We start from the raw sequence: 13,334 nt of genomic DNA on the forward strand, positions 1-13,334 counted from the left end.
CCCGTAGCCTGCAACTCGCAACACAAACTATATGTCTAACTTTGTAGATTACGTAAAGATCCATTGTAAAAGCGGACACGGAGGTGCTGGTTCTGCCCACCTTCGCCGTGAAAAGTATATTCCTAAAGGTGGTCCTGACGGTGGCGACGGAGGTCGTGGCGGACACGTCATCATGAGAGGAAATGCTAATGAATGGACTTTGCTTCCACTCCGATACACCCGTCACATAAAAGCAGAACGAGGTGAAAACGGAGCGAAAAACCAGCTGACAGGAGCTGACGGTTCTGATATTTATATTGATGTTCCCATTGGGACTATCGCTAAAAATGAAGAAGGTGAAATTATCGGAGAAATCCTTGATGACAAGCAGGAAATCATTTTGATGCAGGGAGGAAAAGGAGGAAAAGGAAACGAACATTTCAAATCCTCTACCAACCAGACTCCAAGATATGCTCAACCCGGAATGGATGGTGAAGAAGGCTTTGTGGTCTTCGAACTTAAAATTTTGGCCGATGTAGGACTTGTTGGATTTCCAAATGCTGGAAAATCTACACTTTTAGCATCTGTTTCTGCGGCAAAACCAAAAATTGCCAATTACGCTTTTACCACTTTAACTCCTAACCTTGGGATTGTAGATTACAGAAATTACAAATCATTTGTAATGGCTGATATTCCCGGGATTATTGAAGGAGCAGCAGAAGGAAAAGGCTTAGGACACAGATTCCTGAGACATATTGAAAGAAACTCTATCCTTTTATTCTTAATTCCGGCTGATTCTGAAAATCATTTCCAGGAGTTTAAAATTCTTGAAAATGAATTGAAAGAATATAACCCAGAATTACTGGATAAAGATTTCATTATTTCCGTTTCAAAATCTGATCTTTTGGATGATGAACTAAAAAAAGAAATCGCAGCAGAGTTCCCGGAAAACAAACAGCCTCTGTTCTTCTCAGGTGTTACAGGAGAAGGTCTTATGGAGCTGAAAGATGCTATCTGGAAACAATTGCACGGATAGAAATACATTGATTTATCAGTTTTATTTTGAAAATAGAACTGCATCATAAAAAAACAGTCTCAGATTTACTCTGAGGCTGTTTTTATGTATACAATTTCTTCCACTCAATATTTTAAACCATTAAGAAGGATGTAAGAAATAAAGCATAGTTAAGATAAATCATTCTGATTCTTAAGCGCGAAGCGAAGCTTACCTTAATACTCTTAACACCTTATTAAATCTTAATGGTTCAAAAAATAAAGGTTTAATTATATTTAATATTAAACCATTAAGAAAGATTTAAGAGATAAAGTATAGTTAAGATGAGTCATTCTGATTTCTTAAGCATAAAGCGAAGTTTCTCTTCATATTCTTAACATCTTAATACAATCTTAATGGTTCAAAAAAGCAAAGGGTTAAACAGCTTTCCTTTTTTATATTTAACATAAAAACATAGTAAGATGAATACTTTTGGAACAATTATTGGGAGATTCTTTCAAATTGAAAAAACTATGAAATATTTGCTAGCCATTTGTGCATTTGTATTTTTGACATCCTGTACAACTTCTCAGAAAGTAAATTCAAAATATACTACAATTGAATATGAAGCAACTCCCTGCTTTGGATTCTGTCCAGTTTTTAAAATGACAATCAATCCGGACAGAACGGCTGTTTTTGAAGCAGAACATTTTAATTTTAATGATAAACCTTCTAAAGATGAGTTTTCCAAACCCCGTGAAGGAACTTTTAAAGGAACCATTAAAGAAGAAGATTACAATAAATTAGTCAGTTTACTTGATAGCTTAAATCTAAAAAGTTTGAATGATAAATACGGTGAACACAATATTACCGATCTTCCAACATCATATTTAAGAATAAAATTCGCCGATGGGACATCAAAAAATGTAGAAGATTATGGAAAACGTGGAAGTAAAAAGCTTTCGGAAGTGTATCAGTTTTTTGAAAATTTAAGAAAGAATCAGGAATGGACTAAGATACAATAGCCCATTTAAAAATATTTAGATTATTTTTGTGCAAATAATTCCTTCTTTTGGGGGAATTATTTTTTTGTAAAATTATTAACCATTTAAAACAACATGGAAAAAAACTTTTTTTTCGCTTCACTATTTGCCTTTTCAGGCTTCATTAATGCCCAAACTCAACAACCCGCAAAAACAGAATCTTCTATCAGCTTTGGAGTGAAAGGAGGATATTCTTTATCCAGCATGAAACTTTTTGATGATAAACTGGATTCCAAGTCTTATTTCTACGCAGGTATTCTGGCAGAGCAGCCAATATCCCCAAAATTCGGAGTACAGGCCGAGGTTCTTTATACTCAGCTAGGCGGTAAAATTTCATATCCTATAACAATACAAAATACTCAGGGCAGTTTAGGAAATATGAACTATACATATTCCCTAACTCAGATACAGGTTCCCATTTCTGCAAAGTATTATATCATTCCTAATCTTTCTGCTTCTGCCGGGATGAATATTGGTTTCAATATTTCTACAAAAGAAGAAGCCAGCAGCAGGATAACCGGAACTGAGAAAAGAAATTATGATGGAGTAAAGACCTTAAACTTATTTCCATTCCTGGGAGCAGAATACAAGCTTAGCAACAAGTTTTTTGTAGATGCAAAATATAATTTCAATTTTATAGAGATAAGTAAAAACAATACTTTACCTATGAAAGTCGGTTTTCTGCAGGCTGGTGTAGGATATAAATTTAAATAAACATTAGTTTTTATATCAATAAAGTGACTGCTCATATATGGGCGGTCATTTTATTTTATATCCTCAGCAGTATCTTTATAAATACCTAAAATACTAAAAGAATATCTTAATTTTTTTTAAACTACCTTTGCAGAATGTAATTCTTTCAGACTGAAGGAATTTTTATTTAAATTTTAAAATAATTCATTTGAATTTTACAGACTTAAACTTAATAGAACCTATTGCAAAAGCAATCCAGGAGCAGGGATACACGACTCCTACTCCTATCCAGGAAAGATCTATTCCTGATATTTTGGAAGGCAGAGACTTTTTAGGTTGTGCGCAAACAGGAACAGGAAAGACAGCAGCTTTTTCCATCCCTATTCTACAGAATTTATCCAAAAATAAAATTCCCAATAAACATATAAAAGCGTTAATTCTGACTCCAACCAGAGAACTGGCTATTCAGATTGAGGAAAATATTAATGCTTACGGTAAATACCTTCCATTAAAGCAACTTGTCATTTTCGGTGGGGTAAAACAAGGAAATCAAGAAGCAGCCTTGAGAAAAGGCGTTGATATTCTGGTAGCAACTCCGGGAAGACTTCTGGACTTTATTGCACAAGGAATCATCAGCCTGAAAAACCTTGAGATTTTTGTTCTTGATGAAGCAGACAGAATGCTGGATATGGGATTCGTACATGATGTAAAAAGAATCATTAAACTTTTACCTCAGAGAAGACAGACTTTATTCTTTTCGGCAACAATGCCTGGTGAGATTCAAAAGCTGGCTAATTCTATCCTTAACAATCCAGTGAAAGTGGAAGTAACACCTGTTTCTTCTACTGCAGATACCATCAAACAATCTGTATACTTTGTAGAAAAAGACAACAAACTGAATTTGCTTTCTCACATTCTTCAAAATGATATTTCAGACTCTGTATTGGTTTTTGCAAGAACGAAACATGGTGCAGATAAGATTTCCAGAAAACTTCAGAAGGATAATATCTCTGCAGAAGCTATTCATGGTAATAAATCTCAGAATGCGAGACAGAATGCGTTAAACAACTTTAAATCCGGAAAAACAAGAGTTCTTGTTGCGACAGATATTGCGGCAAGAGGAATTGATATTGATGAACTGAAATTCGTTATCAATTTTGAACTTTCTGATGTTTCTGAAACCTATGTACACAGAATCGGAAGAACAGGAAGAGCCGGAGCAGAAGGTAATTCTATATCTTTTGTAGACGGACTTGATCTTTTGAATTTAAAGAATACCGAAAAACTAATTGGGAAGAAAATTCCTGTGATCAAGGATCATCCGTTCCATACTGATGACCTGATAGCACAGAAAAGGGATTCGAATAATAAACCGGTTTCTGCTGGTGGTGGTAAGCCTAAAACAGGTAATGGCAACACTTCAAGACCGAATAACAACCGTAAAAAGCCTGCTGCGGGTGCTTCGGTAGGGTTTAAAAAACCTAAGAATAAGAATTTCACCAGAAAAAAATAAAATAAAAGTCCTTTTCTTTGAAAAGGACTTTTTTATTGATCGTTTATTATTATTCTGTTTTTTGTTTTGTATAGCAGTAACCTATAATACAAAATGGTAAACAGGCTGCCAGATAAGTGGTAGAAAAGAAATTATTCTGGTAAGAAAATCCTAAAGTAAAATACTGTTCACTTACAAAGCTCAACATCACCAAAAAAAGGATATAGGCTGAAAAGTAAAATACTGTTTCTATTTTTTTAACATAGAAGGAAAGGATTACCGACAGTATCATAAAGAACAGCATAACAAATTTATTGCTTTGCCCCTGAAGATTAAGAGGATTATATTGCAGCACATGCTCCATACTTTTGGCAGGCAGCAGAACGGATGCCAATAAGATTGCTACCGTTAATAAAAAACTTAATCCAAATTTTATTTTGTTTTTCCAGCTGGTTTTCAAAAAAGGGTTTAATAAAAAGATAATCAAAGGAATGATCACTACGCTTCTTGTAAGACATAGAATTCCTATGCATATTCCCAACAGATAAGGTCTTTTAAAATAATCATCTTTAAACATTCTGTTCCAAAAAAGAATAAAGGCTGCCACTGCAATAAAGGAAGAGATAAAATCACTCTTACAAACCACTTCATAAATATAAGCCAGGGAAATACCTAACATTCCTATCGCAAGAAATCTCTGAAAATTGCCCTTAAATTCTAAAAAGATAACATAGGAAAACAGTAGAAAGGCTGCAACCTGAAGATATCCGACATTCCCTAAAAAATAAAATACACTTGACAAAAGCAATTGCCCGGGAAGATAAGATGATAAATTCCCCATGAAATTTGGAGTATCATAGATGTATTCTCCTTTCACCCAATGTTGCACAGAAAATTCCAACGTTGCCCATCTGTCAATATTCATTTTGTAAGGATCTTTCATCACATGGCACATTGCAATGTAAGCAATCGTTGTAAAAATAATAAGAAGATATACCGATTTTTTGGTCCATAATTTTTTCAACCAGGACCATTTTCCTAAAGAAAATAATAATAAATTGCCTCCTGAAAAAAGAATAATTAAAATAGTAAGAGGAACAAAAGACTGTCTGATTCCATATTTTGTCAGAAATAAAAGATTAATGATGAAATAAACAGCAAACAGCAATATGCCATTCAACCTGTTGCTCCTAATAAAATTTAACAGGGCGCTCATTAATTATGGTATTTGAAAAATGTTTTTAGCATTTTCTGTCGTGATACGGTCTATCTCAGAAAAATCTTTCCCATAGATATTCACCAGTTTTCCTGCAACCAGATCCAGATAAGAGCTTTCATTTCTTTTTCCTCTGTGCGGAACCGGAGCTAAATATGGAGAATCTGTTTCCAGAACAATTTTGTCTAAAGGTATTTCGTTCAGAAACTGGTCTATTTTCCCGTTTTTAAAGGTCACTACTCCACCGATCCCTAAAATAAAATTAAGATCAATAGCATGCTGTGCCTGTTCCAGATTTCCTGAAAAACAATGAAAGATTCCTCTTAATTTAGGGTGTTTTTTTCTTTCCAATACTTCAAACGTTTCATCAAAACTTTCTCTTGTATGGATCACAATCGGAAGATCTTTTTCTATCGCCCAGTCAATCTGCTGTTCGAAGGCTTTCACCTGAATATCAAGTGTTGTTTTATCCCAGTACAGATCAATTCCGATCTCTCCTATGGCCGGAAAATGTCTCTGATCAAGATAATTTTTAACGATTTCAAGTTCCTTTTCCCATGATTCAGGTTTTACATAACAAGGATGTAATCCCATCATTGAAAAAATCTGTCCCGGATATTCTGTTTCCAGCTGCAACATTTTTTCATGCGATTCAGAATCGATAGCAGGAAGATAAAATTCTGTAATTCCTTTATCTAAAGCTCTCTGAATGGCTTCTTTTCTGTCTTCATCAAATTCTTCTGCGTATAGATGTGTATGTGTATCAATCATTTTATTTAAAATTTCAATAGATCTTCATAAGGGTTTTCAAGTCCCAGCAATAGTCCGAACGCGGGTTCTGTTTTTATTCCCTGTTTTTTAAGTTCTATTATTTTTTGTTTAAATTTTTCTCCTTTTTCCTGTAATATTTTGTATTCGGCAACCATGTGAAGGTATGCATTCTGCTGCGTTGTAGGTTTATTCTGTCCGAAAATCTCAATGGGAAATCCTTCCAGCATAAAATTTAGTGTAATACATTTTTCACCATTTACGATAGGATATTCTACTTCTGCATCGTGAGGAGTAAGCTGGCAAAATAGTAAATCATCCAGAAAGTCCTGTTCATATTTTAAATCCACCTCGAAAATAAGATCCAGATCACTTCCTTTGATATCAATTTCTATAGGAACCGTTCCTGCTAAAATGGGAGAATAATCCTTCAATTTATCGAAAACACGATATTTTGTAAGAATTTCATATGCTTTTTTCTGTCTTTCATTTCCATCTTTCAGATAGTCTATTCTGGTGAAATCAAGCATTTAAAATATTTTATGTTTTACTTTTTTACGTTGTACATCAATCCTTTGATCCAGTTTTTCTCTGAATTCTATAAACTTAGGATCTTTCTTATCACTGGTCTTGTGTTCCAAAGCTTTGATGATCTTAAAGTTTTCTCTGATAAAATTCTGGGTTTCTTCTGAAAAATAAGATTTTCCAAACTTCTCAAAAATATAATTCACCGCCTGTGTACTGGGATGAATCATGTCTTCTTTGTAAAAACGGTAATCCCGGAGATCATCCATTAAAATCTCATAGACGGGAAGATAATGACAGTCTTCAAACATTGAAATAGACTCATGGATAGCCGTAATCAGCTTGGATTTGCTCAATTGATTTTCCACCATTCCGTCTTTTGTATGCCTTACAGGTGAAACCGTAAACAGGATTTGTACTCCTTCTTTGCAAATATCCTTAAGATCCAGAATAGTCTGGTAAATTGAAGTGGTGAGTTCCTGATGGGAAAGCAGTCCTTTTTCAAAAAACTTTTGTGGAATTTTGTGACAGTTGGCCACCAGCTTTTTCTTGGGAAGAAATTCATAGATAAATGAAGATCCGTAGGTGATAATGATCCAGTCGGCTTCCTGAAGAAAGGCATTTCCCGCTTCAATAGCTCCATTAATCTTATCTAAAGTCTGATGAATATATCGGGTATCAAAACTGGTGTGATGATCCAGAGAAATATATTCTTCATTGTAAGTGATCAGTTCCTCTTCTTCATAAAATGCAGAGTCATGTAATCTGTTGACTGCATTATTGATAGAAAAAGGATTAAAAATAGTCCCAAAAGGGTTGTTAAGAGTCTGAAGTTGTCCGTCCTGGAGTAAATCCGTCATCTCAGAGGCAAAACATGATCCTATTGAAAATATTTTATCTTCAATCTCAATCTTCTTTTCTGATGCGGGAATATCAACTTCTGTTCTGAATTTCATTGTATAAGGATTAGGTTGCAGGAAATAAGTAGCGGGTAAATTACTGTTACCTGCTACCTACCCTCTGCTACCTATATTAACTTTCTCTTCTCAACAAATAATTTGCCAGTTCGATAAAAGGTTTTTTCTTTTCTTCCGGAACATCAATTTTCTGAAGATAGCTTTGTCCGATCTCATTATGTTTTTCAATCAGACGTAATGCTTTTTCATCTACTTTTGTTCTTCTGAAAATCTTTTCTACGCCATATACTTTATCAACATTTTCAGTCTTCTTAGAATACCAGTAGTCCAGTTCTTTTCTTTCCTCGTCTGTAGCATGTTCTCTTGCTAGCAGATACAGAACGGTTTTCTTGTTCTCATAAATATCTCCTGCATGTTTTTTTCCAAACTGCGCCTGATCTCCGAATACATCAAGATAATCATCCATAATCTGGAAGGCAATTCCGATATGTTTTCCGAAATTAAAAATAGCTTTAGCATCTTTAAAATCTGCTCTTGCAATTAAAGCTCCGATTTCAAATGAAGAAGCACTCAACACGCCGGTTTTGTAAGTAATCATTCTGATGTAGTCATCAAAAGTAACATCTTTCTGAGTCTCAAAATTGATATCATACTGCTGACCTTCACAAAGAAGAAGTCCGGTATGGGTAAATATTCTGATACAAGCTTTGAAGATTTCAGGTTCAAGATCCTCAAAAAACTTATACGCTTTCAGCATCAGTCCGTCTCCGGAAAGAATTCCTACGTTAAGACCATGTAAAGTATGAATGGTAGGCTTGTTTCTTCTTAAAGGAGCTTCATCCATAATATCATCATGGATCAGGGTGAAGTTATGGAAAAACTCGATAGCCAATGCCGGCTTGATTGCCTGTTTAAGATCTCCTCCAAACATATCACATGCCATAAGCACCATGATAGGACGAAGACGTTTTCCTCCATGGGAAATAATATAATTCATCGGGTCATACAGCTCCGAAGGTTTATCTTTAAAAGTATATTTAGTGATGGCATCTGCAACAATCTGCTGGTATCTGTCTAAAAATTCCATAAAATCTTATAATTTGAACAAAAATACGATTTTTCAAGGCTTTATAAAACAAAAAACTTTGCCCAAATGGACAAAGTTTTTTCTGAATTTACTATCATAGTTCTACTATTAACTTAAAAATAGTACAAAAAGCTCAACTTTAATATTATTTTTATCTATATTTAGTGATATAAAAAACACACTTGAACTAATGAAAAAAAATATCTCCAATTCAGAGATGATTTCCGAGAACCATATTTCGGGCATCAATCGGGTAATTAAACTCGATATTATAGCTGGTGGAAAACCTATCAGACATTTTAAGCATTTCCGTTTACAACAAAGTGCTAAAACACATCATTGTTTTGAGCTTATCCTGGCTCATGATTCCTTAGATGAAACCCAAAACTACAATCTTGAACAGGCAAGACAGTTTATGGGAAAACGATTAACTGTAACGTTCAAATACAAAGATGCAGAGTATGAAAACCCTGAAAGGACGTTTGTAGGAATTATTACAAATGTAGCATTCAGTAAGGAGAAAATGAGCTTGGGAAATATTGTACTTAAAGGTTACAGCCCCACAATTCTGATGGATTCTGCTCCACACACCCAAAGCTTTGGTGGAAGTCAGTCTGTAAATACTTCCATTATTGCAGACAGGGTTATAAAGGAAGTGCTGGGTACCAATGATTTTGATTTCAGAGTAGACGCTCAAAATAACAGTTATATCAACTACAGTGCACAGTATTGTGAGACTCATTATAACTACCTTGCCAGAATTGCTGAAGCTTACGGAGAACAATTTTATTATGATGGAGAAGTGCTACATTTTGGAAAACTTCCACCTCATGAAAAACCCATTAAACTTATTGATGGTAGTAATGTAAATGATATTACTATAGCCCTAAATGCAGTCCATACAAAACCTGAATATTTTGGGTATAATAGCAGTATCCATACAAAAATGTTGGGTATTGACAATCGGATTAAACACTTAGGTGAGTTATCAGCCAAAGCTTATGAATTGAATGATACTATCTTTAAAACCCGTTCACTAACACCTACTCCCATTAATGCCAATATGTTTCGTGATGTAGATGATTCCCAAAAGAGTGCAAGAGGGAGTAAAGCGGTAGATGTTTTTACAGTTTCAGGAGAAACAACAGTTCCGTTTTTATATATTGGCTGTGTTGCCGACTTAGCTATGAGAAAGCCAGACAGCAATCAAACCTCTCATTTTACTACTTTAATGATTACAGAAGTAAGTCATGAAGTTGATGCAAGAGGATATTACACAGGAAATTTTGAAGCAATTGCTGAAGGAACAGGTTTTATGCCGAAGCCTAATTTTGAAATGCCCAAAGCTGAGCCACAAGTAGCAACCGTTATCTCGAATGTTGATCCTTTAAACCAAGGAAGAATACAAGTGCAATTTGATTGGCAATTAAATGATACAACAAGTTTTATCAGAATGATGAGTCCTGATGCAGGAGGAACAGATGCGATAAGCCAGAATAGAGGATTTGTAGCCATCCCTGAAATTGGAGACCAGGTAATGGTAGGTTTTGAATATCATCATCCAGATTTCCCTTTTGCCATGGGCGGAATGTTTCATGGAAATGTTGCCTTGGGAGGTGGAGTCAACAATCACCTGAAATCTATTCAAACCAGAAGCGGAATCCGTATTTTGATGAATGATGCTGAAGGTAGCGTAAATATTATTGACCCAAGCGGAAATACTTATTTTATGGATGGACAGGGAAATATTACGGTGACTGCACCGAAGAATATGACTTTCAATGCTGGAGAAGATATAAACCTTACAGCAGGAAAAAATATGAATACGAATGTAGGAATGAATTCCATAGAAACGGTAAGGATGAATAAAACGGTTGGTGTTGGTTTGTTGCATAATCTTTCTGTGGGAACCAATTATATGGTAAATGTTATTGGAAATTTTGTAGAATACATCAAAGGAAACCTACAGAGTCATACTGATGAAGGAAGGAAAACAACAACTAAAGAGATGAAAGTAGATAGTGAGAGTCATATTAAAGTCAACTCTTCAGCTATGATAAAAAGAAATAGTGGCGAAAGAACTAATGATTTCTAAAATAAAAATACTATGAAAATTACAATAGTTGAAGGAACAACCAAAATAACAAGCAAAAAAGAAATTCTCTATCATATTTTTGGCGGTAATGCAGAGTTCAATGCAGTTCAGAAAAACATATGGACTGCATCTAATACTCATATTGGAGATTATGAGGAAATGGAGATAGAAGTTGAATCAAACAATTCATATATTCCTATTGTCAGTATAGATGAAACAAAAAATAAAATATATGATGTTTACACCAATGCAAAAAAAGTATCAACATTAAGTATGCATATACAACAGAATCTAAGAAACCCAAAAGCAAAAAAAATAAAATTTAAATCAGAAGATAAAATCGTAAAAATAAAATTTAATGTAAAACAGGGTAACTCAAATGCCCAAGATAGCGATGGAGGAAACATAACTGCAAATTTTTTTGATGTTGATAGTAAATTTATAGAAAGTAAAGTCTATAAGAAATTAAAATATGGGGATGGTTTTGAACTAGACTGGGATAAATCGTTAAAAATTAGTATAGTCGAGTTTTTTGCCGATGATAACGATTGGTATTTTAATGGTGGAATAAGCAATGTTTTTTGTGGTGTAATAAAATATGGTTCTAAAGTAGGTAGAAAATTAACTAAAAATATAGAAAACTTACCTACTGCAAAACCAACTGAGAAACTACCAAAAACTCATACTTACAATTTTCCGTTGGAATCTTTCGCAGTAGCAAATAAATATAAAGACCCTCAAGGAATGTGTTTTGCAATTTCTATGGCAAGAGTTGGAAAAGCTTTCCAAGATTTTAAAATAAACGATGCAATTTCAGTTACTGCTAAAGGAGACGATTATACATATTCAGGTACAATGTTAAAAAATATTCCTGATAAATATTTTGGTTATGGTGTTGGAGGTACATTAAGTAAAAATGGGTATGCTGATTTACTGACCAATGTTGATATATGGAAAGGAAAACTGGAAGAAGGAGCAATGATACAATATTGGAACAATCCTAATAACAAAGATTGGCCTAGAATAAAAGAAGCAATAAAAAATAGTATTGGAAAAAATAGAGAAAATTGGGATACAGATTTTGGAGCTGGTCATTCTGTTATATTTAAGTCTTATATTTATGGAGAAAATAATAAAATCATAGCATTATGGTGCTATGATTATTCTGGTACTCAAAGAAGATTTGAAAAAAGTGATACAAAGATATTTTTAGGAGGTAATTTAAAAGATGAGAAATAATGAAAACATTTTTATTTATAATTTTAATTATTATAAACTCATGTACTAAAAAAGAGATCACACAAGATCAAATAATAGAAACATATCCACAAAAAGAAGTAGTACACAATCCTAAAACATGTGAAATTTCAGAAATTCCTATAGCATCTGTTTTCTCAATTAATCCTATTTTCTATAAACTAATCGGATATAAAAAAATACTAATTGTTGAATCTGTACAAAAAAATACATTATATTTTTCAAGTGAAATATGTATCGCAAAAAAACTTTATTTCAAAAAAAATATTCCAATAGAGGCAGGAAAATATAAAAATGTAAGCCCATATCAAATTTATGATTTCATATATCCTAATGAAAGAGCAGTAAAAATTGCATTTGAAAATATAAAATTTGAATTAAAGAAGATAAGCACACAAAATAATTATGAATACTTTGATTATTTTAATGGGGTGAGTTATGTTTATTTTCTTGCTTTGGATAAAAAAAAGATAACAACCATACGCTTTTCAGCTGTTAATGGTATTAATGAGTATAATAAAATAATCGATTTTTGTAAAAAAAATAAAAATACTTTCCAAGAGATTATTTTTGTTGACGCTACTGGTGCTGAAAAAATAAAATAAGTCATTTGGAGTTGCTACCTTAAATGAGACAAAATACCTAAACTCTTTTATTCTTTCAAAATAAAAAAATTCTTAGACATTTTTGAAATCCCTGAAATTGGAGACCAGGTAATGGTAGGTTTTGAATATCACAATCCAGATTTCCCTTTTGCCATGGGCGGAATGTTTCATGGAAATATTGCATTGGGAGGTGGAATCAACAATCACCTGAAATCCATTCAAACCAGAAGCGGAATCCGTATTTTGATGAATGATGCTGAAGGTAGTGTAAATATTATTGACCCAAGCAGAAATACTTATTTTATGGATGGACAGGGAAATATTACGGTGACTGCACCGAAGAATATGTCTTTCAATGCAGGGGAAAACATTAGTATGATTGCAGGAATGAATATTACATCTAATGCAGGAATGAATATTTCTGAAACAGCAGGCGTGAATCACAGCAGTTTTGCAGGAGGAATGATGATGCAAAATGCTGTTGCCGACTATTCTCTAATGGCAGCAAATATTATGGAAATAGCTCAGGGAGAAAAAAAATCCAGGGCAAAGAATATTACAGACCAATCCAAGAAAAAACAGGTTGTATCTGACGAAAAGAATGAGCTTCATACAAAGGGAACCTTTGAAAATAACAGTGGAGAAAAGTCTAAAATGCACTAA

General features: G+C 33.7%; 13 protein-coding genes. 8 read left to right on the top strand and 5 right to left on the bottom strand.

The window, feature by feature from the left end:
• Positions 1–31 precede the first annotated feature (31 nt).
• The 4 genes from obgE (at position 32) to NK356_RS14325 (ending at position 4,222) form a co-directional block, all read left to right on the top strand.
• Positions 32–1,015, top strand: coding sequence for a GTPase ObgE (gene obgE / locus NK356_RS14310; RefSeq protein WP_034697445.1), 984 nt, complete (start codon positions 32–34; stop codon positions 1,013–1,015).
• Between the two features lie 491 nt (positions 1,016–1,506).
• Positions 1,507–1,998, top strand: coding sequence for a DUF6438 domain-containing protein (locus NK356_RS14315; protein WP_034697470.1), 492 nt, complete (start codon positions 1,507–1,509; stop codon positions 1,996–1,998).
• Between the two features lie 93 nt (positions 1,999–2,091).
• Positions 2,092–2,730, top strand: a complete 639-nt coding sequence (locus tag NK356_RS14320) for a porin family protein (protein ID WP_034697444.1) — start codon at positions 2,092–2,094, stop codon at positions 2,728–2,730.
• A 187-nt stretch (positions 2,731–2,917) separates the two neighbouring features.
• Positions 2,918–4,222 carry a DEAD/DEAH box helicase gene (locus NK356_RS14325; RefSeq protein ID WP_253317286.1) on the top strand — a complete coding sequence of 435 codons (1,305 nt, stop codon included), beginning with the start codon at positions 2,918–2,920 and terminating at the stop codon, positions 4,220–4,222.
• 49 nt (positions 4,223–4,271) lie between these two features.
• Here the strand turns inward: NK356_RS14325 and NK356_RS14330 are convergent, their stop codons facing one another.
• From NK356_RS14330 to NK356_RS14350, 5 genes are all read right to left on the bottom strand, one after another.
• The gene (locus tag NK356_RS14330) at positions 4,272–5,417 is read right to left on the bottom strand and encodes a hypothetical protein (RefSeq protein ID WP_253317287.1); all 1,146 of its coding nucleotides are present in this window, start codon (positions 5,415–5,417) and stop codon (positions 4,272–4,274) included.
• A 3-nt stretch (positions 5,418–5,420) separates the two neighbouring features.
• Positions 5,421–6,188 (bottom strand): TatD family hydrolase, encoded by a 768-nt coding sequence (locus NK356_RS14335; RefSeq protein ID WP_034697591.1) that lies wholly within the window; start codon positions 6,186–6,188, stop codon positions 5,421–5,423.
• 5 nt (positions 6,189–6,193) lie between these two features.
• Complete coding sequence (locus NK356_RS14340; RefSeq protein WP_253317288.1) at positions 6,194–6,715, bottom strand: DUF4269 domain-containing protein; 522 nt, start codon at positions 6,713–6,715, stop codon at positions 6,194–6,196.
• Positions 6,716–7,666, bottom strand: coding sequence for a GSCFA domain-containing protein (locus tag NK356_RS14345; protein ID WP_253317289.1), 951 nt, complete (start codon positions 7,664–7,666; stop codon positions 6,716–6,718).
• Positions 7,667–7,742: 76 nt separating this feature from the next.
• Positions 7,743–8,714, bottom strand: coding sequence for a polyprenyl synthetase family protein (locus NK356_RS14350; protein WP_034697588.1), 972 nt, complete (start codon positions 8,712–8,714; stop codon positions 7,743–7,745).
• Between the two features lie 190 nt (positions 8,715–8,904).
• On the opposite strand from NK356_RS14350, the gene NK356_RS14355 reads away from it, so the two are divergent.
• The 4 genes from NK356_RS14355 to NK356_RS14370 all read left to right on the top strand — a co-directional run bounded on the left by NK356_RS14355 (position 8,905) and on the right by NK356_RS14370 (position 13,334).
• The gene (locus NK356_RS14355; protein ID WP_253317290.1) at positions 8,905–10,809 is read left to right on the top strand and encodes a type VI secretion system Vgr family protein; all 1,905 of its coding nucleotides are present in this window, start codon (positions 8,905–8,907) and stop codon (positions 10,807–10,809) included.
• A gap of 12 nt (positions 10,810–10,821) precedes the next feature.
• Positions 10,822–12,048, top strand: a complete 1,227-nt coding sequence (locus tag NK356_RS14360; protein WP_253317291.1) for a hypothetical protein — start codon at positions 10,822–10,824, stop codon at positions 12,046–12,048.
• On the top strand, positions 12,048–12,671 hold the full coding sequence (locus NK356_RS14365; RefSeq protein WP_034700237.1) for a hypothetical protein: 624 nt from the start codon (positions 12,048–12,050) through the stop codon (positions 12,669–12,671). Before NK356_RS14360 ends, NK356_RS14365 begins: the two co-directional genes overlap by 1 nt.
• Positions 12,672–12,782: 111 nt before the next feature.
• Complete coding sequence (locus tag NK356_RS14370) at positions 12,783–13,334, top strand: hypothetical protein (protein ID WP_253317292.1); 552 nt, start codon at positions 12,783–12,785, stop codon at positions 13,332–13,334.

Origin of the sequence: Chryseobacterium sp. S0630, from assembly GCF_024158915.1 — a bacterium.
Classification (GTDB): Bacteria; Bacteroidota; Bacteroidia; order Flavobacteriales; family Weeksellaceae; genus Chryseobacterium.

What these genes read in the sequence shown, in the direction of transcription:
- NK356_RS14365 (WP_034700237.1), top strand. Translation starts at nt 12,048, where the DNA reads ATGAAAACATTTTTATTTATAATTTTAATTATTATAAACTCATGTACT.
- obgE (WP_034697445.1), top strand. Translation starts at nt 32, where the DNA reads ATGTCTAACTTTGTAGATTACGTAAAGATCCATTGTAAAAGCGGACAC.
- NK356_RS14370 (WP_253317292.1), top strand. Translation starts at nt 12,783, where the DNA reads ATGGTAGGTTTTGAATATCACAATCCAGATTTCCCTTTTGCCATGGGC.
- NK356_RS14350 (WP_034697588.1), bottom strand. Translation starts at nt 8,714, where the DNA reads ATGGAATTTTTAGACAGATACCAGCAGATTGTTGCAGATGCCATCACT.
- NK356_RS14360 (WP_253317291.1), top strand. Translation starts at nt 10,822, where the DNA reads ATGAAAATTACAATAGTTGAAGGAACAACCAAAATAACAAGCAAAAAA.
- NK356_RS14340 (WP_253317288.1), bottom strand. Translation starts at nt 6,715, where the DNA reads ATGCTTGATTTCACCAGAATAGACTATCTGAAAGATGGAAATGAAAGA.
- NK356_RS14320 (WP_034697444.1), top strand. Translation starts at nt 2,092, where the DNA reads ATGGAAAAAAACTTTTTTTTCGCTTCACTATTTGCCTTTTCAGGCTTC.
- NK356_RS14330 (WP_253317287.1), bottom strand. Translation starts at nt 5,417, where the DNA reads ATGAGCGCCCTGTTAAATTTTATTAGGAGCAACAGGTTGAATGGCATA.
- NK356_RS14315 (WP_034697470.1), top strand. Translation starts at nt 1,507, where the DNA reads ATGAAATATTTGCTAGCCATTTGTGCATTTGTATTTTTGACATCCTGT.
- NK356_RS14345 (WP_253317289.1), bottom strand. Translation starts at nt 7,666, where the DNA reads ATGAAATTCAGAACAGAAGTTGATATTCCCGCATCAGAAAAGAAGATT.
- NK356_RS14355 (WP_253317290.1), top strand. Translation starts at nt 8,905, where the DNA reads ATGAAAAAAAATATCTCCAATTCAGAGATGATTTCCGAGAACCATATT.
- NK356_RS14335 (WP_034697591.1), bottom strand. Translation starts at nt 6,188, where the DNA reads ATGATTGATACACATACACATCTATACGCAGAAGAATTTGATGAAGAC.